24 protein-coding genes are annotated in these 24870 nt (G+C 38.0%); 8 read left to right on the plus strand and 16 right to left on the minus strand.

Going from position 1 to position 24870, the window contains the following annotated elements:
• Positions 1–36: 36 nt before the first annotated feature.
• Entirely contained in the window at positions 37–1881 is a 1845-nt protein-coding gene (typA, locus tag A6A20_RS08460) for a translational GTPase TypA (RefSeq protein ID WP_279573014.1), read from the minus strand.
• 307 nt (positions 1882–2188) lie between these two features.
• On the opposite strand from typA, the gene glnA reads away from it, so the two are divergent.
• Positions 2189–3604: a glutamate--ammonia ligase gene (gene glnA / locus A6A20_RS08465; protein WP_279573015.1), complete on the plus strand. Its 1416-nt coding sequence runs from the start codon at positions 2189–2191 to the stop codon at positions 3602–3604.
• Between the two features lie 282 nt (positions 3605–3886).
• Here glnA and A6A20_RS08470 read toward each other — a convergent pair whose 3' ends face one another.
• From A6A20_RS08470 to A6A20_RS08480, 3 genes are all read right to left on the minus strand, one after another.
• Entirely contained in the window at positions 3887–5182 is a 1296-nt protein-coding gene (locus A6A20_RS08470; RefSeq protein ID WP_279573016.1) for an adenylosuccinate synthase, read from the minus strand.
• Between the two features lie 581 nt (positions 5183–5763).
• Positions 5764–6156 (minus strand): RidA family protein, encoded by a 393-nt coding sequence (locus A6A20_RS08475; RefSeq protein WP_279573017.1) that lies wholly within the window; start codon positions 6154–6156, stop codon positions 5764–5766.
• Positions 6157–6218: 62 nt separating this feature from the next.
• Positions 6219–6836: a MarC family protein gene (locus tag A6A20_RS08480; protein WP_279573018.1), complete on the minus strand. Its 618-nt coding sequence runs from the start codon at positions 6834–6836 to the stop codon at positions 6219–6221.
• 70 nt (positions 6837–6906) lie between these two features.
• Between A6A20_RS08480 and A6A20_RS08485 the strand changes: the two genes are divergently transcribed.
• The 6 genes from A6A20_RS08485 to A6A20_RS08510 all read left to right on the plus strand — a co-directional run bounded on the left by A6A20_RS08485 (position 6907) and on the right by A6A20_RS08510 (position 13674).
• Entirely contained in the window at positions 6907–8835 is a 1929-nt protein-coding gene (locus A6A20_RS08485; RefSeq protein ID WP_279573019.1) for an ABC transporter ATP-binding protein, read from the plus strand.
• A gap of 113 nt (positions 8836–8948) precedes the next feature.
• On the plus strand, positions 8949–9779 hold the full coding sequence (locus A6A20_RS08490; RefSeq protein WP_132689641.1) for a formate/nitrite transporter family protein: 831 nt from the start codon (positions 8949–8951) through the stop codon (positions 9777–9779).
• 20 nt (positions 9780–9799) lie between these two features.
• Positions 9800–10480, plus strand: a complete 681-nt coding sequence (dsbC, locus tag A6A20_RS08495; protein WP_279573020.1) for a bifunctional protein-disulfide isomerase/oxidoreductase DsbC — start codon at positions 9800–9802, stop codon at positions 10478–10480.
• 6 nt (positions 10481–10486) lie between these two features.
• Positions 10487–12211, plus strand: a complete 1725-nt coding sequence (gene recJ / locus A6A20_RS08500) for a single-stranded-DNA-specific exonuclease RecJ (RefSeq protein ID WP_279573021.1) — start codon at positions 10487–10489, stop codon at positions 12209–12211.
• Positions 12212–12228: 17 nt separating this feature from the next.
• Positions 12229–12900, plus strand: a complete 672-nt coding sequence (locus A6A20_RS08505) for a thiol:disulfide interchange protein DsbA/DsbL (protein ID WP_279573022.1) — start codon at positions 12229–12231, stop codon at positions 12898–12900.
• A 72-nt stretch (positions 12901–12972) separates the two neighbouring features.
• A complete protein-coding gene (locus A6A20_RS08510; RefSeq protein WP_279573023.1) occupies positions 12973–13674 on the plus strand; it encodes a 5'-methylthioadenosine/adenosylhomocysteine nucleosidase in 702 nt (233 codons plus the stop codon).
• 40 nt (positions 13675–13714) lie between these two features.
• Here the strand turns inward: A6A20_RS08510 and A6A20_RS08515 are convergent, their stop codons facing one another.
• The 12 genes from A6A20_RS08515 to ubiE all read right to left on the minus strand — a co-directional run bounded on the left by A6A20_RS08515 (position 13715) and on the right by ubiE (position 23560).
• A complete protein-coding gene (locus A6A20_RS08515) occupies positions 13715–14704 on the minus strand; it encodes an FUSC family protein (protein WP_279573024.1) in 990 nt (329 codons plus the stop codon).
• A 188-nt stretch (positions 14705–14892) separates the two neighbouring features.
• Positions 14893–15699 carry an FkbM family methyltransferase gene (locus A6A20_RS08520; RefSeq protein WP_279573025.1) on the minus strand — a complete coding sequence of 269 codons (807 nt, stop codon included), beginning with the start codon at positions 15697–15699 and terminating at the stop codon, positions 14893–14895.
• Positions 15700–15776: 77 nt separating this feature from the next.
• Positions 15777–16226, minus strand: coding sequence for a hypothetical protein (locus A6A20_RS08525; RefSeq protein ID WP_279573026.1), 450 nt, complete (start codon positions 16224–16226; stop codon positions 15777–15779).
• A gap of 126 nt (positions 16227–16352) precedes the next feature.
• Positions 16353–16811 carry a hypothetical protein gene (locus tag A6A20_RS08530; RefSeq protein ID WP_279573027.1) on the minus strand — a complete coding sequence of 153 codons (459 nt, stop codon included), beginning with the start codon at positions 16809–16811 and terminating at the stop codon, positions 16353–16355.
• A gap of 27 nt (positions 16812–16838) precedes the next feature.
• Positions 16839–17864, minus strand: coding sequence for a porphobilinogen synthase (hemB, locus tag A6A20_RS08535; RefSeq protein ID WP_279573028.1), 1026 nt, complete (start codon positions 17862–17864; stop codon positions 16839–16841).
• A gap of 24 nt (positions 17865–17888) precedes the next feature.
• Positions 17889–18764, minus strand: a complete 876-nt coding sequence (locus A6A20_RS08540; RefSeq protein WP_279573029.1) for a DMT family transporter — start codon at positions 18762–18764, stop codon at positions 17889–17891.
• A gap of 3 nt (positions 18765–18767) precedes the next feature.
• Positions 18768–19526 carry a Sec-independent protein translocase subunit TatC gene (tatC, locus tag A6A20_RS08545; protein ID WP_279573030.1) on the minus strand — a complete coding sequence of 253 codons (759 nt, stop codon included), beginning with the start codon at positions 19524–19526 and terminating at the stop codon, positions 18768–18770.
• 33 nt (positions 19527–19559) lie between these two features.
• Positions 19560–20162, minus strand: a complete 603-nt coding sequence (gene tatB / locus A6A20_RS08550) for a Sec-independent protein translocase protein TatB (protein WP_279573031.1) — start codon at positions 20160–20162, stop codon at positions 19560–19562.
• A gap of 2 nt (positions 20163–20164) precedes the next feature.
• Positions 20165–20395, minus strand: coding sequence for a Sec-independent protein translocase subunit TatA (gene tatA / locus A6A20_RS08555; RefSeq protein ID WP_279573032.1), 231 nt, complete (start codon positions 20393–20395; stop codon positions 20165–20167).
• 98 nt (positions 20396–20493) lie between these two features.
• Positions 20494–22134, minus strand: coding sequence for a ubiquinone biosynthesis regulatory protein kinase UbiB (ubiB, locus tag A6A20_RS08560; RefSeq protein WP_279573033.1), 1641 nt, complete (start codon positions 22132–22134; stop codon positions 20494–20496).
• Positions 22115–22729, minus strand: coding sequence for a ubiquinone biosynthesis accessory factor UbiJ (locus tag A6A20_RS08565; RefSeq protein ID WP_279573034.1), 615 nt, complete (start codon positions 22727–22729; stop codon positions 22115–22117). Before A6A20_RS08565 ends, ubiB begins: the two co-directional genes overlap by 20 nt.
• 9 nt (positions 22730–22738) lie before the next feature.
• Entirely contained in the window at positions 22739–23560 is an 822-nt protein-coding gene (gene ubiE / locus A6A20_RS08570) for a bifunctional demethylmenaquinone methyltransferase/2-methoxy-6-polyprenyl-1,4-benzoquinol methylase UbiE (protein ID WP_279573035.1), read from the minus strand.
• Positions 23561–23778: 218 nt separating this feature from the next.
• Between ubiE and A6A20_RS08575 the strand changes: the two genes are divergently transcribed.
• Positions 23779–24786 carry an AI-2E family transporter gene (locus A6A20_RS08575; RefSeq protein WP_279573036.1) on the plus strand — a complete coding sequence of 336 codons (1008 nt, stop codon included), beginning with the start codon at positions 23779–23781 and terminating at the stop codon, positions 24784–24786.
• Positions 24787–24870 lie beyond the last annotated feature (84 nt).

The raw sequence follows: 24870 nt of genomic DNA on the forward strand, positions 1-24870 counted from the left end.
TTAATTTTTAGATTATTTTTAACCTAATAAGCTAAATTAAGCGTTCGCAGAACCTCGATTAGCACGTTTGCGTTCATTTTCAGTGAGTAATTTTTTACGAATACGCACGGAAGTTGGTGTAACTTCTACGAGTTCATCATCATCAATAAATTCAATAGCTTGTTCAAGAGAATGACGTACTGGTGGTACTAATACTACCGCTTCGTCTTTACCAGAAGCACGCATATTGGTTAATTTTTTCCCTTGTAGGCAGTTTACAGTGAGATCATTAGAACGGCTATGAATACCAATAACCTGTCCTTCATAAACTTCCACACCATGCTCAATCATTAATTTACCACGATCTTGTAAACCAAATAATGCATAAGCAAGAGCTTTACCTGTGGCATTAGAAATTAATACGCCATTTTTACGTTGTCCAATTTCGCCAGCTTTAACATCGTCATAATGACTGAAACTGGAATAAAGTAATCCTGTGCCTGAGGTCATTGTCATAAATTCGTTACGGAAACCAATTAAGCCACGACTTGGAATAATATATTCTAAACGTGTACGCCCTTTACCGTCTGGCACCATATCTTTTACTTCGCCTTTGCGAATCCCCAAGGCTTCCATAACCGCACCTTGGTGTTGTTCTTCAATATCAATGGTTACTTGTTCAAAAGGTTCTTGTTTACGTCCATCAATTTCTTTAAAAATTACTTTAGGACGAGATACGGCTAATTCGTAACCTTCACGACGCATATTCTCAATAAGCACAGAAAGGTGTAATTCTCCACGTCCTGAAACTTTAAATTCATCAGGGTTATCGGTTTCTTCTACCCGTAATGCCACATTATGTACCAACTCTTTCTGCAGGCGTTCTAGGATTTGGCGTGATGTTACATATTTTCCTTCTTTCCCACAAAATGGCGAGGTATTTACACAGAAAAACATGGTAACTGTTGGTTCATCAACGGTTAGAGCAGGTAATGCCTCAACATGATTTACATCACAAATGGTATCAGAAATGTTGAGTTCCCCTAATCCTGTAATGGCAATAATATCGCCAGCTCGTGCAATATCTTCTTCAAAACGATCTAAGCCTAAATGTCCGAGGACTTGTCCTACTTTACCGTTACGGGTTTTGCCGTTGCTATCAATAATGGTAACCTGTTGATTAGGTTTAATCGCACCACGTTTGATGCGTCCAATTCCAATAACCCCCACATAACTATTGTAATCAAGTTGCGAAATTTGCATTTGGAATGGGGCATCAAGTTCTACTTTTGGTGGTTCAACATATTTCACAATAGCCTCAAATAATGGGGTCATATCTGGGGCAAGATCTTCGTGATCTAAACCTGCTACGCCATTTAATGCTGAGGCATAAATAATTGGAAAATCAAGTTGTTCATCAGTTGCACCAAGATTAACAAATAAATCAAACACTTGATCCACTACCCAATCAGGACGTGCACCGGGACGATCCACTTTATTAATGACCACAATAGGTTTTAATCCATGGGCAAAAGCTTTTTGTGTTACGAAACGTGTTTGTGGCATTGGACCATCAAAAGCATCAACAATAAGTAATACGCTATCTACCATAGACAGCACACGCTCTACCTCGCCACCAAAGTCAGCATGCCCCGGGGTATCTACGATATTGATACGATAATCTTGCCAATTAATGGCAGTATTTTTAGCTAAAATGGTAATACCGCGCTCTTTTTCCAGATCATTGGAATCCATAACACGTTCATTTTGATCGCCATTACGGGCAGCCTCTAATGTACCTGATTGTTGTAATAATTTATCTACCAAGGTGGTTTTACCATGGTCAACGTGTGCAATAATTGCAATATTACGCAATTTATTAATGTCTAAAGTATTTTTCATTTAATCTATTCTTAATGGTTTAAGGAACAATATGCTATTAAAAAGGTTGCAGATTATACAACTTTTTCAAGGTGTGAGCTATTAAATAATATAAAAAATCATAGCATATAGGATTATAAGTTAAAAATTTTTCACAAATACAGTTGCATTTTTATATAAAAACCAAGTATTAATTAAATTCATAAATTATTTTTAAAAATATATTGATTTTGTTAGATGATATGTGTATCTTTTACCACATTGATTAAATCATTGATAAGATTAGTCATAATAAACGTTAAATTTTAATCAAAAAGAGGAAGTATCTATGTCAAACACAGCTGTTAGTCGCGTTTTTAGTCTTATTGAAGAAAATGATATTAAATTTGTATTGTTGCGTTTTACCAATATTAAGGGTAAAGAACACGCTGTTTCTATCCCTGCCAATTTGGTTGATGAAGATTTATTTGAAGAGGGGAAAATGTTCGATGGTTCATCTGTAGAAGGTTGGAGAACCATTAATAAAGCGGATATGTTATTAATGCCGATTGCAGAAACTGCTGTTGTTGATCCTTTTGCTCAAATTCCAACATTATCCATTCGTTGTAGTATTTATGAACCAAACACCATGCAAAGCTATGATCGTGATCCTCGCTCTATTGCTACACGTGCAGAAAATTATCTAAAAAGCACAGGTATTGCCGACAGTGCGTCTTTTGGACCTGAACCAGAATTTTTCTTATTTGATGATGTGCGTTTTAGCACTGCAATGAACAAAGTCAGTTACCAAATTGATGATCAAGAAGCTGCTTGGAATACCAATACCCATTATGAAGAAGGTAACAGTGGCTATCGTCCGTTAGTGAAGGGCGGTTATTGTGCCGTTGCACCAAATGATAGCGGACATGATATTCGTTCTGAAATGTGTTTATTATTGGCTGAAATGGGCTTAGTGATTGAAGCACACCACCACGAAGTAGCAACAGCTGGGCAAAACGAAATTGCAACTCGCTTTAATTCACTAACCTTAAAAGCCGATGAAACCCAAATTTATAAATATGTGGTGCAAAATGTGGCAGCAGAACATGGTAAAACAGCCTGTTTTATGCCAAAACCTTTTGCTGGCGATAATGGCTCAGGTATGCACTGTAATATGTCTTTAAGCAAAGACGGAAAAAATATCTTTATGGGCGACAAATATGCAGGTTTATCAGAAACCGCACTTTATTATATCGGTGGAATTATTAAACATGCTAAAGCACTGAATGCTTTCACTAACCCATCAACGAACTCTTATAAACGTTTAGTACCGGGGTTTGAAGCACCTGTATTACTTGCTTATTCTGCTAGTAACCGTTCGGCATCAATCCGTATCCCAGCGGTAACTTCGCCAAAAGCAACCCGTATTGAAGCTCGTTTCCCAGATCCATTAGCAAACCCATATTTAGCTTTCTCAGCCTTATTAATGGCGGGATTAGACGGTATCTTAAACAAAATTCACCCAGGTGAAGCAATGGATAAGAATCTTTATGATTTACCACCTGAAGAACTTAAAGACATTCCAGCAGTATCAGGTTCATTAGAAGAAGCATTAAACTCCCTTGAACAAGATTATGAATTCTTAACCCAAGGCGGAGTATTCAGCAAAGATTTCATTGATACTTATATTGAAATGAAACGTAAAGATGTGGAACGTTTAAATATGACTCCACACCCTGTTGAATTTGAAATGTATTATGCGTAGTAACTTCATGTTACAGTTTGGCGACCCTTAGGGTCGCCTTTTTTATAGTCATTCCACTTTAAAATGATACAGCGTTGGTACGTCTCGCCGTACTACTTGTACTGTCTTTGACGTACCGCCTTTCTCATTTTAAATTGAGGCGACTATATATTTAAACGGAGGTTTTAGATTATTTTATCTTTGGGTTTTTATAGTTGTTTTATTTGAAAAAAGGTAACGATCAGAAATAAAAGTGCGGTCAAAAAATGAAATTTTTTACCGCACTTTATCTATTGATTAGAATTAAGCAAAAGGATCACGCAGGATAATGGTTTCTTGGCGATCTGGACCGGTGGAGAGAATATCTACAGGTACACCTACAATTTCCTCGATACGTTTAATGTAGTTTAAGGCGGCTTGCGGTAAATCTTCACGTTTAGTCACTCGGAAAGTGTTTTCTTTCCAACCTGGCATGGTTTCATATATCGGTTCTACCCCTTGCCAATCTTTAGCGGCAAGTGGTGAACATTCAACAACTTCGCCATTTGGCATTTTGTAGCCTACGCAAATTTTTAATTCTTCAAAACCGTCTAGTACATCAAGTTTTGTCATACAAAAACCAGAGATTGAGTTAACTTGCACTGCACGCCGTACTGCCACCGCATCAAACCAACCACAGCGGCGTGGACGACCTGTTACAGCACCAAATTCATTGCCCTTGCGTGCAATTTCAGCCCCTACTTCATCAAATAATTCGGTGGTAAAAGGCCCACTTCCCACACGAGTACAATAGGCTTTAATAATACCCAATACATAATCAATATTACGAGGCCCAAAACCTGCCCCTGTGGCTACGCCACCCGCAGTGGTGTTAGAGCTTGTTACAAAAGGATAGGTACCATAGTCAATATCTAACATTGTCCCCTGTGCCCCTTCAAATAGGATATTATCACCATTAGCTCGAGCATTATGTAAAATGCTTGCCACATCTGCGGTCATGCTCTTAATAAGCTCAGCCACTGAACGAACTTGTTCAAGGATTTTGTTATAGTCCACAGGCTCAGCTTTATAATATTGGGTAAGCTGAAAATTGTAGTAATCCACAATTTCTTTTAATTTTTCAGCAAAACTGTCTAAATTGAATAAATCGCCTACGCGCAAACCTCGGCGAGCCACTTTATCCTCATAAGCAGGGCCGATACCACGTCCAGTTGTGCCAATTTTGTTTTTGCCTAAGGCGTTTTCACGAGCATGATCCATAGCAACATGATAAGGCAAAATAAGTGGGCAAGCTTCAGAAATGAGTAAACGATCACGAACATTAACACCACGACTTTCTAACTCCCCCATTTCTTGTAGTAAGGCTTCTGGCGATAATACTACGCCATTACCAATTAAACAGGTTACATTATCACGCAAAATACCTGATGGAATTAAACGTAATACCGTTTTTTCTCCATTAATAATTAGCGTATGCCCAGCATTATGCCCCCCTTGATAGCGAACAACATAACTCACTCGATCAGTTAATAAATCTACGATTTTCCCTTTACCCTCGTCGCCCCATTGCGCCCCAAGGATAACTACACTTTTGCCCATAATAAGCCACCTTAATTATTGGTTTTTTTAATTAGAATAAACAGCCTGTTACTTTACTATTTTCTGCTGTGGATCTCAATGTAAAAAAGTGGATTATTGTTAGCTTTTCAGTGGACGGAAGATAGGATATAGAGTAATTGTTAATATTCTCTTTGTTGTTCTTAAATTAAAGTGCAGTCAATTTTTGAAATAATTTTCAGCTGTTTCTCTGCTTTTGCTAATGTTCACAGTTTCGTTGTTGGCGACGTATTTCTTTTATTGTTCAAAATATAGAAGACTGGTAATAGAGGATAAGATAAAGGATATGCTAATTAATTGAATATTTTGTCATAAAAATTTACCTTGTAATCTGTTAGTTGTTAGTCCAATTGGGGGGGCAATCACGAGATTGGTATTTTACATTTACTAAGATGGATTAATGCCTTTTACCTGAGTTTCCGCTGGGTATGGCATAGGAAATGATTGAGTAGAAGTTGATTCTTTAGTTGATATTTTATTTTAAAATTTGTTGATTATATAAAGGTTAAGTGTAAAAAATGGCATAGTAATACTATGCCATTTTTAGCTTGTTTGTTATTTATCTATGATTTTCTTACCGCAATTGCCTCAATTTCAATTCCCACATCTTTAGGTAGGCGTGCCACTTCAACACAAGAGCGAGCGGGGAAATTGGGGTGGTTGTTTTGTTGGAAAAAACGTTCATATTCGCCATTGACAGCAGTAAAATCATTGAGATCTTTAACGAAAACGGTAGTTTTAACAATATCTGCCACAGTTAGCCCAGCTTGTTCAATAATGGCTTGAATATTTTGTAGTGATTGACGGGTTTGTGCCACAATATCCGTTGGAATTTCGCCTGTTTGTGGATTAACAGGGATTTGTCCAGAGGTCATAATTATATTGCCTAAATCTACGGCTTGTACATAAGGCCCTATGGCAGCTGGGGCTTTTTCAGTATGAATGAAGTTAGTCATATTGTTTCCTTTTGCTTATTTGTTGAATAAAAAATCGGTATATTGACCGCACTTTTGTGGTACTAAGTGATTTGAGTAAAGAAATCACGAATACCTACTAACATATTATTAATGGCTACTGCCGCAAGAATTAATCCCATTACCCGACTAATTACTGCCGCCCCTGTATTACCGATAATACGTTGAATTTTATTTGCTGCAAGCAGTAAAAAATAAGTAATTAACAAGACTAATAACATAATTATGGTGGTAAAGATTTGATCGATAAAACTAAAACGATGATTATCCGTTAATAACACGATAGCCATCATTGCCCCGGGCGAGGCGATAGAAGGAACTGCGAGGGGGTACACAGCCAATTCGTTCAGGTTAGTGGAAAGGCGTATTTCTTGTTCAGGTTTGCTTTCGCCAAAAATCATGGTTAATGCAAAAAGCAATAATACCAATCCGCCTGCAATTTGGAATGCGGTAAGTGGAATTTGCATCGCTTCCAATAGAGCTTGTCCTAGAATTAAGAAAAAGACTAAAATCCCTGCGGAAATAAGGATCGCATTACGGGCGATTTTACGCCGATCTTCAAGGGGTAAACCTACGGTTTTAGCAAGATATACGGGTACGCTACCAATAGGGTCGATAACCGCCCAAAGTACCACAAATTGAACAATAAGAGAGTCAAACATCAATAAATCCAATAAAACTAAAAATAATGATAAGATAGGATAAATATTATAACAAAATAGTGATAGAGCAATGATTTTTTTTAAGAATTTGATATTAAAGCGTGGACAAACAGAATTGTTAAACCAAGCCAATGCCAGTATTAATCCAAAACAAAAAGTTGGCTTGGTGGGCAAAAATGGTTGTGGTAAATCCACATTATTAGCCTTGTTAAAAGGAGAGATTAGCCCTGAAGGGGGCGAGCTTGAATTGCCGACAAACTGGAAATTGGCTTGGGTAAATCAAGAAACCCCAGCGTTGTCTATTTCCGCTTTAGATTATGTGATTCAAGGAGATCGGGAATATGTTGATTTGCAACAGCAGTTAGCGATAGCTAACCAATATAATGATGGAGAGCAAATTGCTTTGTTGCATAATAAATTAGAGATTATTGACGCTTGGACGATTGAAGCCAGAGCGGCGACTTTGTTAAATGGATTAGGGTTTAGCCAACAACAATTAAGTTTACCTGTTAAGGCATTTTCTGGGGGCTGGCGTATGCGATTAAATTTAGCCCAAGCCTTATTGGTGCGTTCTGATTTATTATTGCTTGATGAACCCACTAACCACCTTGATTTAGATGCGGTAGTTTGGTTAGAAAACTGGTTAGCGAATTATGCAGGAACGTTAGTGCTTATCTCTCACGATCGGGATTTTTTAGATCCTATTGTTAATAAAATTATTCATATTGAACAACAGCAATTACAGGAATACACAGGGAATTATTCTTCCTTTGAACAGCAACGAGCCACTAAGTTAGCTCAACAAAGTGCCATGTATCGCCAACAACAGCAAAAAATTGCTCATTTACAAAGCTATATTGATCGTTTTAAAGCAAAAGCCACTAAAGCCAAACAGGCACAAAGTCGGATAAAAGCCTTACAACGTATGGAATTAATTGCACCTGCACATGTAGATAACCCTTTCCGTTTTCATTTTCAACCGCCGATTGTCTTGCCTAATCCCTTGTTAATGTTAGAACAGGTAAGTGCAGGTTATGGCACAGGCGAAAGTGCGGTACAAATTTTGAAAAAAATTAAATTGAATCTTGTACCGGGTTCAAGAATTGGTTTATTAGGCAAAAACGGGGCAGGGAAATCCACCTTGATAAAATTATTGGCTGGCGAAATACCGCCATTATCAGGCACAATTCAACTGGCGAAAGGGGTTCAACTCGGCTATTTTGCTCAGCACCAATTAGACACCTTGCGAGCGGAAGAAAGTGCCTTATGGCATTTACAAAAATTAGCTCCCCAACAAACAGAGCAACAATTAAGAGATTATTTAGGGGGCTTTGCTTTTCAGGGGGATAAGGTCAATCAGCCAGTGCAATCTTTTTCAGGGGGCGAAAAAGCACGCTTAGTTTTGGCATTAATTGTATGGCAACGCCCTAATTTGTTGTTATTAGATGAACCCACTAACCATTTGGATTTGGATATGCGACAAGCCTTAACGGAAGCCCTAGTAGATTATCAAGGATCTTTAGTGGTGGTGTCGCATGATCGCCATTTGTTACGCAATACAGTGGACGAATTTTATTTAGTTCACGATCAACAAGTGCAAGAATTTAAAGGCGATTTAGAGGATTATCAAAAATGGTTAAGCCAGTTAGCAACATTGCCTCAACAACAGCAACAAAATGATGTGCCAGCAGAAAACAAGCCCTATACGCAGGAAAGTCGTAAAGAACAAAAACGGCGAGAGGCGGAGCTACGCCAACGTACAGCCCCACTGAAAAAGAACATCGCCCAATTAGAGCAACAAATGGAAATGCTCACAAAACAACTCAATGAACTTGAGTTACAACTGGCGGATAGTGAGTTATATGATGAAAAAAATAAAGCAAAACTCACCGCATTTTTAGCACAACAAGTGCAAGATAAAAAACAATTAGAACAAATTGAAAGCCAATGGCTAGCAGGGCAGGAGGAGCTAGAAGGGATCATTGCCACAGAGGGATAGCGACTGGTCTATTGAGGAGAAATTTTTCCCAGATTTAGCAGAATATGATATATTGCACAGTTTGTTTAGCAACGGAAATGGCTATATATTAATTTAGGAAAACGTTAAGTATTATGAAAGATCAGTTAGACACTAGTAATTTATCTTATCAGGATAAAATGGCGATTGAAGAACACGAGCGTTTAAGCCCTCGTTTACTTTATGAAATTATTCGGCGTGATGGCATAGAGGAACTTACTCGCCCAACCAAAGCTCTTGTTTTTTCAGGAATTACCGCAGGATTAGTGGTCAGTTTTTCATTTATTTTCAAAGCGATTTTTACCGCCTATGTACCACAACAACCTTGGGCACCCTTGATTACAAATATGGGCTATACGGTGGGGTTTTTATTGGTGATTTTAGGGCGTATGCAGCTTTTTACTGAAAATACTATTACCACTGTCGTTCCTTTGTTTAGCCCATTAAATTTAACTAAATTATATGCTGTGGCAAGACTATGGTTTATTGTGTTTGCTTCCAATTTAATTGGTACAACATTAGCCGCTTTATTTTTACAAAATTCCCATGTACTCAATCCCGAATTTGTCGTGGCATTGAAACAAATTGCTCATCATGTTAAAGCCTTTTCTGTCAGCGATAGTATTTGGAAAGGTATTCCAGCAGGGATTTTAATTGCTTCCATTGTGTGGATGACCCCAATGGTTAATGGCGGTAAATTCATTATGATTTTCTTTTTTATTTATCTGATCGCATTAGGCGATTTTGCCCATGTGGTGGTGGGATCGGCTGAAATTGCTTACCTTGTTTTCCAAGGTGAGGCATCATTGTATGACTATTTTGTGCGTTTCCTTGCTCCAACTGCATTGGGAAATATTTTAGGGGGAACAGTGGTCTTTACCCTGATGATTTACGGACAAGTGAATGATGAAATTCGTAAAAAATAAGATTGAGATTAAGGAATAATATGAAAAAACGATTAATTACCGCATTGCTTTTATGCTCCTTGCCAGCAATGGCGAATAATACGGTGTTACAGCAAAAACTTGGCGAAATGGGATTGCGTAATATTGAAGTTAAGCCTTCGCCTATTGCAGGAATTAATACCATTATTGCGGAACAAGGGGTATTTTATGCCACAGAGAATGGGCGTTATGTTTTTGACGGTAGTTTATATGAATTAACCCCACAGGGTGCGGTTGATGTTGCAAGAGGCTTGTTGCTAGAAAAATTAGCGAAGTATGAAAAAGAAATGATCGTTTTTCCTGCTCGCCAAGAAAAATATGTGGTAACGGTTTTTATGGATATTACTTGCCATTATTGTCGTTTATTACATCAACAAGTGAAAGACTATAATGATTTAGGCATTACCTTGCGTTATTTAGCCTTTCCTCGTGGTGGCTTAAATAATCAAACGGCTCGTCAAATGGAAGCCATTTGGACAGAAAAAGATCCTGCTTTTGCCTTTAATCAAGCAGAACAAGGCAATTTACCGAAGACCTTAAAAGACCCTAATATCGTTAAAAAACATTATGAATTAGGTGTGCAATTTGGTGTGCGAGGTACGCCAAGTATGATTACTGCCCAAGGGGAGTTAATTGGCGGGTATTTGTCGCCAAAAGATTTATTAGCCACATTACAACAATAATTTGTTATGAATAAGACAATACAACGTCGCTTGGTGCCGTCTAGTCCGCCAGTTTGTGATGATCCCTTGTTGGATCGCTTATATCGGGCAAGGGAAATAAAAAATTCTCAGCAATTAGACCGCACTTTATCGGCAATGTTAGCCCCCCATTCATTTTATGGTATTGAACAGGCAGTGGCGTTGTTAGTAGAAGCTCGCCAACAACAGCAATCTATCGTTATCGTGGGAGATTTTGATGCTGACGGAGCAACTAGTACCGCATTGATGGTATTGGCTTTGCGACAACTTGGTTTTACACAGGTGCAATATTTAGTGCCTAACCGCTTTGAGCAGGGTTATGGTTTAAGTGTTGCCGTGGCGGAACAGGCGTTAGCGTTGGGGGTAGAACTGTTAATTACGGTGGATAATGGGATTTCTTCGCTTGAGGGAGTAGCTTGGTTAAAACAACGTGGGGTTAAGGTGTTGGTAACGGATCATCATTTACCCCCTGAGCAATTACCCCTTGCCGATGCCATTGTTAATCCCAATTTAGCCCAATGTGCATTTCCCTCTAAATCCTTGGCAGGGGTTGGTGTTGCTTTTTATGTGATGCTGGCATTACGGGCAAAATTGCGTGAACTTGGATTTTTTTCGCCACAATCGCAGCCAAATTTTGTGGAATTATTGGATTTGGTGGCATTGGGAACCATTGCCGATGTTGTGCCACTTGATCAGAATAACCGTATTTTGGCTTATCAAGGATTGGGGCGTATTCGTGCGGAACGTTGCCGTTGCGGTATTCGTGCCTTGGCCGAAGTGGCACAGCGAGAATTAAGTAAGCTTAATTGTAGTGATTTAGGCTTTGCTATTGCACCACGTTTAAATGCAGCAGGGCGTTTAGATAATATGTCTATTGGGGTTGAATTATTATTGGCTGAAGATATGGAAAGTGCTAGGGCATTGGCGTTGGAGTTAGATAGCTTAAACCAAGCTCGCAAAGAAATTGAACAGGGTATGAAACTTGAAGCCCTAGAAATTTGTCAAAAACTGACCGCACTTCAGCAGCAATTACCCACAGGCATTGTGTTATATCAAGCGGATTGGCATCAAGGGGTATTGGGTATTCTGGCGAGCCGAATTAAGGATCAATTTCATCGCCCTGTGGTGGCATTTGCACAAGAGCAAGCAGGGTTGTTAAAAGGATCTGCGCGCTCCATTGAGGGAGTGCATATGCGAGATGTATTGGAACGTATTCATAGTGGTTATCCTCAGCTTATGTTGAAATTTGGTGGGCATGCCATGGCGGCAGGTTTAACCATTATGGAAGATAATCTTGCTTTATTTCAGCAGGTGTTTAATCAAACCGTAGCGGACTGGTTAGATCAGGATCAATTACAGGGGATTATTTGGACAGATGGTGAACTGAGTATCCCACAAATGAATTTGACGGTGGCGGAAAAAATAAAACAAGCAGGACCTTGGGGGCAACGTTTTCCCGAACCTTTGTTTGATGGCGAATTTCGTATTTTGCAGCAACGTTTAGTGGGCGAAAAGCATTTAAAAATGATGGTTGAACCTAAACAGGGCGGACCACTGTTTGACGCTATCGCCTTTAATGTGGATACCCGTTATTATCCTGATTTATCTATTAAGTTTGCGAAATTAGTGTATAAATTGGATATTAATGAATATCGTGGCAATCGCTCGCTACAACTTTTAGTGGATTATATTGAGCCGATGTTAGCAAATTAGGGAATAATAGAAAGGTTATGGCTAGACTTTTTTTTCTCATATTATTGGGCTGGAGTGCCTGCATTTATGCGGAAACTCAAACCATAGTAGAAAAAAACATACCACAATTTGAAGATGGTAAGGATTATTTTTCTTATCGTGTTCCTATTAGCCTGGAAAAACAGCAAGATAATAAAATCCTAATTCAATCTTTTTTTGCCTATGATTGCCGAATTTGCTCGCAAAGCCAAGATGTATTAACGCTTTATAGTCAATTACACCCGCATATTATTGTATTACAAAAACAACCTGTTGCCACAGAACAAGCGAAGTTTTCTTCTAATGTGTATTTTGCTTTATTAGCCCTTGATCGTGAAGATTTAGCGGATTTACTGTTATTTGATAGTGCAACAAATCCCGCCTTGACAGATATAGAAACCTTATTAACTTGGGTGGCTGAAAATGGTATTCCTGATCAACAGTTTTTAGAGTTTTTACAATTACCCGAAATTCAACAAAAATCAGAAGAAGCAGTTTATTTAACTGAAAAATATGGAGTTTTTACCATTCCTTTTGTGGTGATTGATGGGCGTTATGTATTAACCCAAAGTACGTTATATGACGATGATTATGCTTTTGCCGTATTAGATTTTTTAGTGGATAAAGTACGTACAGAACGACAGCAATATGGCACTTTTACATTGAAATAATATAAGGCAAGTCAACATAGTCATTGTGTTAATGGGGAATAAAGAGAGTTTGATTAAGATAAGGAAGAAAAAATGAAAGTTGGTGTAATAGGTGCAATGGCACAAGAAGTGGAGATTTTAGTCAGTTTGATGAAAAACTTGACAAAAACACCGTTGGCGAATTGCACCCTTTATCAAGGGCAAATTCAAGGAATTGATGTGGTATTAATGCAATCAGGGATTGGTAAAGTGGCTGCCGCAGTAGGAACCACCGCATTATTACAGCTTACTCAACCAGATATGGTAATTAATACGGGGTCAGCAGGTGGAATTGCCGCTGGGTTATCGGTGGGGGATATTGTGATTTCTGAACAGACTTGCCACCACGATGCTGATGTTACCGCCTTTGGCTATGCAATGGGACAATTACCTAATTGCCCAGCACGCTTTCCCTCAGATCCGCACTTAGTAAAATTAGCAACGGATATACTACAACAACAAAATAAACAGGCAAAATTGGGTTTAATTTGTTCAGGAGATAGCTTTGTGCAAGGGGGCGATGCCTTAGCAAAAATTAAGCAATATTTTCCTGAGGCGATTGCTGTTGAAATGGAAGCCGCCGCCATTGCACAGGTTTGTTATATGTTCAATGTGCCATTTGTGGTGGTAAGAGCTATTTCTGATAATGGTGATAGTGGTGCAACAATGTCCTTTGAAGAATTTTTGCCTATTGCCGCCCAATCTTCCTCACAAATTGTTTTAGCAATGCTAGAAAAACTAGCGAAATCGCTTTAACCTTATTGCTGTGGTCATGTTGACTGATGACCACAGATTTTTACACACGTAATAAGCGACAAATAACCAATGTAACCCCACCGCCTAATAAAGTGGCAATAATCCTATGTTCTGTAATTGCCACTGGATCGCCATTACCTAATCCAATCAGTAACACAATGGTGGCAGAGATCATACTGGTTAATAAGGCATAATGGGCTTTCTGCATAGAAAACGCAGCGCCAGAGGTTAAGGCAAGTAAGCCAAGCAAAATAAATTGGTTATCGTATAAGCAAGAAATTGCCAAGGTGGCTAAACAACAACCTAACAATGTCCCAATAAAACGATTAATAGCACGTTCTAACGTTGTTTTACTGTCAGGACGTAAAATAATTAATGCGGTCATCGCCGCCCAATAATCATTGGCTAAACCTGCACTTTTGGCAATGTATAGTGAAAAGTTAACCGCTAAAACAACAGCAATAACAAAACGAATTTGTTTGTTAAAGGATAATGCACTAATGGAAGCTGGTGGTAAAAGTGCAGCACTATAAGGAAATAATCTTGCACTTAGCATCATTCCTATTAATTGTAAGCCAGCCCCTAATAGGGTAAATCCTCCTCGCAACAACGCATTTTCTATATTTTCAGGATAGTAGCTCGCCACTAAGAATGCCACCACAATTTGCAGAGTAATCCACCATAAATCATTGTTATAGCTAGTTAAAATTGCACAGCCAGCGGACAATAATGCAATAGCAAAGTACAACCATAAACCTTCATGTCCAAATAATGACCCCGCTACCGCTGCAATTGCCATACCCACAGCGGAAGCCGTTACCGCTCCCCAACGATGCCCATAAAAACTACGTGAAGCACCAAACCCCACAGAAAATGCCGCTCCTACCATAATGACAGCATGGATATAACTAAAATCAGTGCTAATAGCTAATACCAACAGGATTGCAGGGGAGCATAAAATTAATTCACGCCAGTAAATCGTGCCACAAAGCTGGCGAAAAGATTGATATTTTTGCGATAAAATTGACATAGTTTTCTAAAAATTTTTGCTAAAACGCACCGCACTTTGGTAATATTACCCTAAATTCTTATGATAGCCGTTCTATTTTAAAATAATATGGGAGGCGCTTTGTCTTATTTTAAATTGAAATGACTATTTTAATTCTTAATCAGTACGCTGATATAAAATAGGAATGTTATCAAAATCCGGGAAATTTTCTACTGATAAATCAATAAGATAACTTGGTATTCTCCCCCCCCCCCACCGACATTGTTTTTACAAGGGAAACAAGCTAAATTAACATCTAATCCCGTTAAAGTTTTTGGTTGGCGAAAAAAATTATTAGTTTGATAACGATCAGAAATAAACCAATAGCATTGATAATTTAATTGATTTAAATAGCGAATTAAAACTGGTGCTTGATAAAAATGTGCTTCAATAAAAATAATTGGTTGATATTTTGCAATGACTTTTTCTGCACCTTGTAATACTTGTAAATCAAAACCTTCAGCATCAACTTTTAATAATGTTAAAGAATCAAGTTGATTAATTTGTTGATGTTTATCTAAACAAATAATATCAACCTGTTCAGTTTCAATTTCTCCTTGATAATCTTGTTCTGTACTAAAACTTTTATCTAAAGAAAAACTGCCGTAATTCCAAGACTCATTATAATTAGTAGAATGTATTTCACACTTACTTTGCTCTCTCCCTACACCTTGCTGATAAGCATAAACATTAGTGAGATTATTCATTGTGATATTACCACAAAGTAATTGAAAAATAATACGTTGTGGCTCAAAACAAAATAATTTCCCCTTATTTGCTTTTTTAGCTAAAGGGATTGTATGTAACCCCAGATTTGCTCCCACTTCAACAATATTACTTTGTTCCGTTAAAATATCATGAAAAAAAGCGACCTCAACTTCGGACCATTCTCCATAAGTACAAGCAAAATCAGAAATCATATCGCCTTGAATTAAATTGAAATTTCCCCATTTTAATTGATGCAACACTGTTTTCATTAATATTCCTATTTTATGTATTTTAAGTGCGGTTTATTTAACAAAAATATTATAAAAATAAACCGCTCTTGAATAAATTATTTATTGTTATTGACCTTTTTCCAACGAGAACGAATGCCTGTAATCGTGGCAATTAAACACAATAATGCAGCGCCAAATTCAAACCAAGGTTGTTGAACTTTACCTACTGGACGGGCTAGTGTGGGATCGGATAAGGCTACTTCACGTTGAATACGCTCTCCTCGCTCAATCGCTTCAAGTTCTTCTTTGCTAATAGGTAAGTCGCCCAAATAAATGCTAGGTCCATTATCAGGGGTATAGCCTAATTTGGTACTATAATTTCCAGTAGGAATAAAGCGAAGTATCCGTCCCTCGGAATATTCATTGGTGGTGTTATAAGCCTCAACAACTTTTGTTCCTTGGGCAAATTTTTTATTGTTTTCAATTACTCTAAACCCTTCAAAAACAAGGAAAGCCATTATTACAAACATACCCAATGCGACAATAATTAATTTTAGTTTTTGCATAAATACTCCTAATTATATTCAAATAAAGGATTAATATTATTGTCATTCCAATTTAAAATAAGGCAAGGCGTGTCAACGCTGTTTTCTTTTAAAGTAGGATGACAATAATTTATAATTATGTTTTATTTACTTCTTATCCAAATAACCTTTTTTCCAACGATAGATTGTATTAGCTATCCCAAAAATCATAAGTAAAATAAAGGCTAAACTTGATAACAGAATATTTCTATTGGTTTCACCAACAGGGCGAATATAACGAGGATTATCCAATGCAATTTCCCGTTGGATAGTATTACCATTTGCTAGCTGCTCCAATTCAGCTTTACTAATATCGCTTAATCCAAGATTAATGGTTTGCCCATTTTCTTTATAAGCTAAATCAATTTTATATTGCTTGCCAAACACAATGCTACGCTTTCTGCTACTATATTCTGTATAGGTATTACTCGCATTATAGACATTAACAATTTTGCTACCTTGCTCAAAAGTTTTATCTTCAAGATAAAAAATATATCCCACAAATGCAACCAAGATACTCACTAAAATACAGATAATAATAAATAGCACTGATGCTATTTTTTTCATTTTTACCTCAATAATCAAGAATATCTATTAATCTTTTTGCTGATATTCAAAATACAACCACTCTGCCACTTGTTTGGCAAAATAAGTCAGAATACCGTCAGCACCTGCCCGTTTGAAACAAAGCAAGGATTCTAAAATACAGTCTTTTTCTGCGAGCCAACCATTTTGAATGGCTGCCATATGCATAGCGTATTCGCCTGAAACTTGATAGGCAAACGTAGGAACACCAAAATATTGTTTAACACGATACACCAAATCCAAATAAGGCATACCCGGTTTAACCATGACCATATCAGCCCCCTCCTGTAAATCTAAAGCCACTTCTTGCAAGCCCTCGTTGCTGTTAGCAGGGTCAAGTTGGTAGGTCTTTTTATTACCCCCTTTTAAATTGCCTGCTGATCCAACGGCATCACGAAAAGGTCCATAATAATTTGAGGCATATTTGGCGGAATACGCCATAATTTGGGTATTAACAAAACCTTGTTGTTCTAAGGCTTGACGAATACGTCCAATTCTGCCGTCCATCATATCACTTGGAGCCACAATATCAGCCCCCGCTTCGGCGTGGGAAAGTGCTTGTTTAACTAAAACCTCACAGGTAATATCATTAAGCACATAGCCTTGTTCATCAATAATGCCGTCTTGCCCGTGTAAAGTAAAAGGATCAAGGGCGACATCAGTTATCACACCAAGTTGCGGATAATGGGCTTTTAATGCCTTTACTGCTCGTTGTGCCAAGCCGTTAGGATTATAAGCCTCTTCTGCGTTGAGGGATTTTTTCTGTTGTGGTACAACAGGAAATAAGGCGATAGCAGGTACGCCATATTTCACTAATAAGGCGGCTTCCACTAATAATTGATCAATGGTTAATCGCTCAATATTCGGCATTGAGGGGATTGGCTCTCGTTGATTTTCGCCCTCAATAACAAAAACAGGATAAATTAAGTCATCAACGCTTAATTTATGCTCAGCCATTAAACGGCGACTAAAGTCTTGTTTACGCATACGGCGTAAACGGCGAGCAGGAAAGCCCGTAAAAATTTGTGTTGTCATATTGTTATCCGAAGTTAATTAAAATCAAGATTTTTTCTTGCTATATTGTCGCCACGCAGGCAACCCTACAGCGATAATTGTTGCACCAATGACTAAAATAACACCTAGACTTGTTAGCCAAGATAAGCTTTCGCCTAACCAAATCATCGCAATAAACACGCCAAAAACCGGCTCTAAAGCAATAATAATGCCAGCGTGGTTGGCGGAAATTTTTTGAATACTTTTATTCCAGCAATGAATAGCTAACCAACCACAAGCCCAAGCAAGGTATAAAATCGCTAAAATTCCCTCTGAGTTTGGGGTAATTTGCCAATTTTGAGTAAGTACTAAAGTAAAAGGTAAGCATAATAAAGGGGCAAGCCCTAATAATACGCTACTATATACCTTGGGTTCAATCTCTTGTAACAAACTTTTGCCAAGGTATAAACAAAAAACAAAGGCAATAGCGGCAGCGATAATTAATAATACGCCAAATAAAGCACTATTCCCCGCGTTACTGTGTGTGGAAATCACGATCAATAAAATGCCAATAAATACCACCGCACTCATTAACCAATCTAGCCAAGTTCCCTTTTGTTTAAAAAATAAAAAACCAATTAACACCGTAATCAGCGGTTCTGCCCCCACAATGGTAGCAGCCACAGAGGCAGAGGTATATTGCAAGCCAATAAATTGTAATAAAAAGGAAATAGGGAAATTTAATAAGGCTAACCACCACACTTTTTTGCGTAAGTGCGGTGGGATTTGCTGATAAGATTTAAAAAAAACAGGGGCAACTAATAATCCTGCTAACAGAAAACGAAACTGAGTAACCAACACAGGATCAGCCATAGTATAGGCAATTTTTCCTGCGGTAAAAGAGCTTCCCCAAATAAACACCGCCAATAAGGCATAAAACATCAATTATTCCTTATCTTGCTGTTCATCATTTTGTTCAGCCTCTTCCTTTGGACGATAAAAACGTGCAAAAATAACCCCTACTTCAAACAATAGGCACATAGGAATGGCTAATAAGGTTTGTGAAAATACATCGGGTGGGGTAAGTAACATACCAATGACAAAAGCGGCAACAATAATATAAGGACGTTTTTGTCTAAGGTCTTCTGGGGTGGTGATCCCTGACCAACAAAGCAAAATAATCGCCACAGGCACTTCAAAGCAAACCCCAAAAGCTAAAAATAAAGTCAGCACAAAATCAAGGTAACTACTAATATCGGTGGCAATCGCTACCCCCTCTGGAGCAGTTTTGGTTAAAAAGGCAAAGACCAGAGGAAAGACCACATAATAAGCAAAAGCCACACCTACATAAAACAATAGCGTACTAGAAAAAAGCAACGGATAAATCAGGCGTTTTTCGTGTTGATACAGTGCGGGAGCAATAAATGCCCAAATTTGATACAAAATATAAGGCACTGAAACAAACACTGAAGCAATTAAGGTTAATTTAATGGGGGTAAAAAAAGGCGTAACAATACTAGTAGCAATCATACTTGCCCCATTAGGTAACTGATCCACTAAAGGCGCAGAAATGAGATGATAAATATCATTAGCAAAATACACTAACGCCAGAAATACCAATAAAATACAAGCAATACAACGCAAAATGCGGTTACGTAATTCAATTAAATGGGAAATCAGCGGTTGGGATTCTTCAACGGTCATACAGGCTCTCAGTTATTATCCAGCCGAAGAAAATCAAAGATTATGTTTTTTGCTGTTATCTATGGGTTTAGCTGGCACTAACTCTCCCTCCTCAGGGTGATATTGGTCAATATATTTTGCCAATAATTCGTCTTGCTCGGCCAGTTCCGCTTGATCATCTTCTGCTAATTGGGGTTGATTATTTAAAAGTGCGGTGTCTTTTTCTGTTGTTTTTTGTGCAGAATTGACATTATCTGCGTCTGCGTTTTGCTCTGAATGATTTACCTCAGCCAAATCTTTATCTATGGCACGCTGTACCTTATCAATCTCAGCTTGAATAGAAGAGGTAGCAACCTTACCTTGGCTATCTAACTCTGCTTTCATTTTTTGTGCAGATTGTTTTAATTCTTCTACGGTTTTGCTTAATTCTGGCGATAAGGATTTGAGGTTCAATTCTTCAGCTTTTTTGATACTGTCTTTTAATTCCTGTAATTTTAGTTCTTGTGATAATTCATTTTGCACATTGCTGGCTAAATTACGCAGGGTTCTTACCCACCCCATTACCGTACGAATGGCAATAGGCATACGTTGTGGGCCTAATACAATTAGCCCCACAATCATCACTAATACTAATTCAGAAAAACCAATATCAAACACAATTACGCCTGTTCTTTTTCTTTTTTAGCTTCGCTTTTCACTTGAGTTGTATCATTCTCAATAGATTTAAACTCAGCATCTTTTGTCGCAGGCTCGTCCTCTTTGATTGCTTTTTTAAAGCCCTTAATTGACTCGCCTAAATCAGAACCCAAGGTTCTTAATTTTTTTGTACCAAAAAGTAAAACAACGATTGCAACGATAATAAGAAGTTGCCAAATACTAATACCACCCATATTATTTTCCTTATTATTAATTAATGAAACTTGTTAGAGTTTAGCCCTTTTAGCTCGGTTGAACAATAGCTTAACGGAATTATTTTTTCTCTTTGCCATTATCGGCGAAAAAATAAACCATATAGCCATAAGATAGTTGCACTAACTAATGATATGGTAGCTAACCAAGTGGGCAATGTAGCAAATTGCCATAGCGTCGCCACAAAAATCACCATTCCTACCAATAAAAAAGGATATTTTCCTTGCTGTTTTCTTCGTTGTTGCAACTGCTGATTAATTTGGCTTAACTGCTGTTGGATCCCTTTTTGTTGCTGTAAGGCATCAAATAAGGTCATGGGTAAATCCACCGCATGCTCACGCCAATAGGGTAATTGTTCTTGTACTTTATGCCACAACATTTTTACCCCCATTTGTTGAGATAACCAATCTTGCAAGAAAGGCTTAGCGGTTTGCCATAAGTCTAACTGAGGATAAAGCTGTCGCCCTAAGCCCTCAATATACAACAAGGTTTTTTGTAACAACACTAACTGAGGCTGTACCTGCATATTAAAACGACGTGCGGTATTAAAAAGGTTCAGCAAAACTTGCCCAAAGGAAATTTCCGCTAAAGGCTTAGCAAAAATAGGTTCACAGACTTCACGAAACGCCTGTTCAAATTCATCAATATTGGTATCTTCCGGAGTCCAACCTGATTTAACGTGCATTTCCGCTACTCGGCGATAATCTCGGTTAAAAAATGCCACAAAGCATTCCGCTAAATAACGCTTATCATGTTCATTTAAACGCCCTACAATACCACAGTCAATTCCAATATACTGCGGATCTTGCGGGTGTTGCTCACTCACAAAAATATTACCCGGGTGCATATCCGCATGAAAAAAGCTATCACGAAACACTTGAGTAAAAAAGACCTGTACCCCACGTTCCGCCAGCAATTTCATATCCGTACCATTTTGCTCGAGCCGTTGAATATCAGAAACAGGAATACCATAAATGCGTTCCATCACAATCACATTCTTATGGCAAAATTCAGGGTACATTGTAGGAATATATAGCATTGGGCTTTGTTCAAAATTACGCTTAAGTTGAATAGCATTTGCCATTTCGTGACGTAAATCCAACTCTGCTAACAAGGTTTTTTCGTATTCCTGCACCACTTCCACAGGGCGTAAACGATACCCCTCTTTACTTAGCTTAGGCACCCAACTGGCTAATAAATACATCAAACTTAAATCCGCTTGAATAGTAGGTAAAATATGGGGACGTATTACCTTAATGACGACTTCCTGCCCAGCTTGTTCTTGTTCAGCATTAAATTTAGCACAATGCACTTGTGCAATAGAGGCTGAAGCCAAGGCTTGTGGCTCAAAATCCACAAACCAGCGTTCTAATTTGTCGCCTAAGGCTTGTTCAATTTGCTGACGAGCTAATTCGCCAGCAAAAGGTTCAACCTGATCCTGCAATAATGCCAACTCATCAGCAATCTCGGGGGGAAAAAGATCACGACGGGTGGATAGCATTTGCCCTAGCTTAATCCAAACAGGTCCAAGCTGTTGCAACGCCAAACGCAAACGCAGCCCAAAGGATTTATCACTATGTTGATTATGTAACCAAAACAACCCTTTTCTTGCCCAACGCAATATTCTGGTATGGCGATGAGTAGGTAGCACTTCATCAATGCCATAAATAAGAAAGGTTCTAACAATATGGTAAAAACGCTTAATTTGACTGATTTTCATAAAGTAATTTCGCAATACGTTGTTCTAAAAGTGCGGTCTGTTTGGCTAAAATTTTGACTTCTTGATTAAAATCTTGCACCGCTAAGCGGGGGGAAAGTAATTGCCATTCTTCTGTTAAACGTTCGCCCCAATATTGTTGGCTAGTGGTAGTATGCCGTTTTATATGGGTTGTTAAGTGGCGTGCAAAGCTAACGCTACTATATGCTAAGACATCGCCAAGATAAGGGGCTAATAATAAGGCAGGATCTTTTTCCAATTGTTCTAACAAGGTAACAAAGTCTTGTAACACTTGCAAATCGCCGTTGAGAATAATGGATTTATCATTAATATATTGACTTAATTGTGCTTTAGAGGGCGGATTAAATAATAAATGGCGAGCAATCGCCACATCACAATCCGCTTGATCCGCATATTGACCAAGCACATCAATACCTTGAGTGGAAAAACACAAATAAACTTGCAAACCTTGAGATTGCAAACGCATAGCTAACACTTTACCTTGCAATTTGGCTAAATAAGGCTTGGCTTCGGGGCTATGGTGCAATAAATGATTAAAACCATTCTCTATCCCTGCTTGCAATAATTGTGCCAACATAATCAATTCCTAAAACTTATAACCACGATGCAATGCCACAATGCCAGCGGTTAAATTATAATAACTGGTTTGTTCAAAACCTGCTTGCTCCATCATCGTTTGCAATTCCTGCTGAGCGGGGTGCATACGAATTGACTCCGCCAAATAACGATAACTATCGCCATCATTGACCACCACTTCGCCAATTTTCGGCAAGATATTAAAAGAATAAAAATTATAGGCTTGACTTAAAGGAGCAAAAATCGGTTTAGAAAATTCTAACACCAGCAAGCGTCCACCGGGCTTTAGTACACGATACATTGAACGCAAGGCTTTATCTTTATCAGTAACATTACGCAAACCAAAGCTGATCACAATACAATCAAAGCTATTATCTGGAAAAGGAAGCATTTCAGCATTAGCTTGTACATAATCCACATTGCCCACTATACCTAAATTACGCAGTTTTTCTCGCCCCACTTGTAGCATTGAATCATTAATATCCGCCAACACCACTCGCCCTGTTTCGCCCACTAAACGAGAAAACTTCGCCGAAAAATCCCCTGTTCCGCCCGCCAAATCTAAAATATGTTGCCCTTTGCGTACACCACTGCAATCAATGGTAAAACGCTTCCAAAGACGATGAATACCAAAGGATAATAAATCATTCATTAAATCATATTTGCCTGCCACAGAATGGAATACTTGTGCCACCATTTGTTGTTTTTTTTCTTTGGCAACAGTTTGAAAACCAAAATGAGTAGTTTCACTATGTTCATCGGTATTCAACCCATCATTTAGCGGATCAGCATTAGAAAAGTGCGGTTGATTTTCAGCAAATTTTTTCATCATTAAGGGATTATTCAGGATAAAACATTGCCACATTATAGCAAAAAATCTACATAAAACATCATTATAGTCGTCCCTCTTTAAAATAATCCCATTGACTTTGTACCCTCTTAGGCATACCGCTTTCTCTTATTTCAAATAAACAGGGTTATATGACCTATAAAAAAATAACAGTATAATGACGAGCATAAATGATTAAGTAATTTCCATGGAAAATCATCATGAACAAAACAAACAATCTCTGGCTAGCCTTTCTTTCCGCTTGTGCGGGAATAATCTTATTTTGGTTTGGTGTATTATCTTTACACCTTACCTTTGCTGTTTTTAGCTTACTACTCACTTATAGCCTTACTCAATTATTTGCACAACGCCTACAACAATATTTTCCGCAATTATCCCATAGCCACTTAATCGCAGTATGCCTCCTGTTACTGGCGTTAATCAGCACTTTTTACACCATCGGTGATTGGCTAGGCGATAATCAACACAATTATTTTACCCATATTCCCCAACAATTTGCTCAACTTTTTCAACAATTACACACCCGTTTACCCGATAATATCAGCCATTATTTGCCTGATAGCGTACAAGCATTTCATCATTATTTTATTAATTGGCTACAACAACATAGCTTAGTAATTCAACAAATAGGCGGTCATACCCTCAAAGGTATCGGCTACCTTTTTATCGGTATTATTATCGGTGCAATTATGGCAGTACAATATCAGCCCAATCAAAGCCCCAACAAACCTATTAGCCAAGCCTTACATCATTATTTTGCCAACTTAATGTGTTGTTTTAACCATGTTTTTCTTTCACAAATAAAAATATCCGCCATTAACACCGCACTTACTGCACTATATTTAGTCATTTTGTTACCTTTATTTCATCAACATATTCCTTTAAAAACATTACTCATTCTCTTTACGTTTTTAGTGGGATTATTGCCAATCATGGGTAACCTAATTTCAAATTCAGTGATTGTATTACTCAGTTTAACCATTAGTTTACCCTTAGCTGGTGCGTCTTTAATTTGGTTAATCTTTATCCATAAACTTGAATACTTCCTCAATGCTGAAATTATTGGACAAAAAATCCAAGCCAAAGCATGGGAATTATTGTTAGTCATGTTAGTTATGGAAGCATTATTTGGCATCGCAGGACTAGTCGCCGCCCCAATATGCTACGCACAACTTAAATTAACGTTGCAACAGAAAACCTTGATTTAAATTTTACTTCAATATCGTTAATTAAAATAAGGGGATATTCAAAATGAACATAAACAAAGAAAATGCCCTATTACCTTAAATATT

Origin of the sequence: Volucribacter amazonae (assembly GCF_029783845.1) — a bacterium.
GTDB classification, from domain to species: domain Bacteria; phylum Pseudomonadota; class Gammaproteobacteria; order Enterobacterales; family Pasteurellaceae; genus Volucribacter; species Volucribacter amazonae.

What these genes read in the sequence shown, in the direction of transcription:
- A6A20_RS08480 (WP_279573018.1), bottom strand. Translation starts at nt 6,836, where the DNA reads ATGTTTGACTCTCTTATTGTTCAATTTGTGGTACTTTGGGCGGTTATC.
- A6A20_RS08475 (WP_279573017.1), bottom strand. Translation starts at nt 6,156, where the DNA reads ATGACTAACTTCATTCATACTGAAAAAGCCCCAGCTGCCATAGGGCCT.
- A6A20_RS08540 (WP_279573029.1), bottom strand. Translation starts at nt 18,764, where the DNA reads ATGTTTTATGCCTTATTGGCGGTGTTTATTTGGGGAAGCTCTTTTACC.
- tatA (WP_279573032.1), bottom strand. Translation starts at nt 20,395, where the DNA reads ATGGGTGGTATTAGTATTTGGCAACTTCTTATTATCGTTGCAATCGTT.
- glnA (WP_279573015.1), top strand. Translation starts at nt 2,189, where the DNA reads ATGTCAAACACAGCTGTTAGTCGCGTTTTTAGTCTTATTGAAGAAAAT.
- A6A20_RS08490 (WP_132689641.1), top strand. Translation starts at nt 8,949, where the DNA reads ATGAAAGATCAGTTAGACACTAGTAATTTATCTTATCAGGATAAAATG.
- hemB (WP_279573028.1), bottom strand. Translation starts at nt 17,864, where the DNA reads ATGACAACACAAATTTTTACGGGCTTTCCTGCTCGCCGTTTACGCCGT.
- A6A20_RS08565 (WP_279573034.1), bottom strand. Translation starts at nt 22,729, where the DNA reads ATGTTGGCACAATTATTGCAAGCAGGGATAGAGAATGGTTTTAATCAT.
- A6A20_RS08520 (WP_279573025.1), bottom strand. Translation starts at nt 15,699, where the DNA reads ATGAAAACAGTGTTGCATCAATTAAAATGGGGAAATTTCAATTTAATT.
- typA (WP_279573014.1), bottom strand. Translation starts at nt 1,881, where the DNA reads ATGAAAAATACTTTAGACATTAATAAATTGCGTAATATTGCAATTATT.
- tatC (WP_279573030.1), bottom strand. Translation starts at nt 19,526, where the DNA reads ATGACCGTTGAAGAATCCCAACCGCTGATTTCCCATTTAATTGAATTA.
- ubiB (WP_279573033.1), bottom strand. Translation starts at nt 22,134, where the DNA reads ATGAAAATCAGTCAAATTAAGCGTTTTTACCATATTGTTAGAACCTTT.
- A6A20_RS08575 (WP_279573036.1), top strand. Translation starts at nt 23,779, where the DNA reads ATGAACAAAACAAACAATCTCTGGCTAGCCTTTCTTTCCGCTTGTGCG.
- A6A20_RS08525 (WP_279573026.1), bottom strand. Translation starts at nt 16,226, where the DNA reads ATGCAAAAACTAAAATTAATTATTGTCGCATTGGGTATGTTTGTAATA.
- A6A20_RS08505 (WP_279573022.1), top strand. Translation starts at nt 12,229, where the DNA reads ATGGCTAGACTTTTTTTTCTCATATTATTGGGCTGGAGTGCCTGCATT.
- A6A20_RS08510 (WP_279573023.1), top strand. Translation starts at nt 12,973, where the DNA reads ATGAAAGTTGGTGTAATAGGTGCAATGGCACAAGAAGTGGAGATTTTA.
- ubiE (WP_279573035.1), bottom strand. Translation starts at nt 23,560, where the DNA reads ATGATGAAAAAATTTGCTGAAAATCAACCGCACTTTTCTAATGCTGAT.
- A6A20_RS08485 (WP_279573019.1), top strand. Translation starts at nt 6,907, where the DNA reads ATGATTTTTTTTAAGAATTTGATATTAAAGCGTGGACAAACAGAATTG.
- dsbC (WP_279573020.1), top strand. Translation starts at nt 9,800, where the DNA reads ATGAAAAAACGATTAATTACCGCATTGCTTTTATGCTCCTTGCCAGCA.
- A6A20_RS08515 (WP_279573024.1), bottom strand. Translation starts at nt 14,704, where the DNA reads ATGTCAATTTTATCGCAAAAATATCAATCTTTTCGCCAGCTTTGTGGC.
- A6A20_RS08470 (WP_279573016.1), bottom strand. Translation starts at nt 5,182, where the DNA reads ATGGGCAAAAGTGTAGTTATCCTTGGGGCGCAATGGGGCGACGAGGGT.
- A6A20_RS08530 (WP_279573027.1), bottom strand. Translation starts at nt 16,811, where the DNA reads ATGAAAAAAATAGCATCAGTGCTATTTATTATTATCTGTATTTTAGTG.
- recJ (WP_279573021.1), top strand. Translation starts at nt 10,487, where the DNA reads ATGAATAAGACAATACAACGTCGCTTGGTGCCGTCTAGTCCGCCAGTT.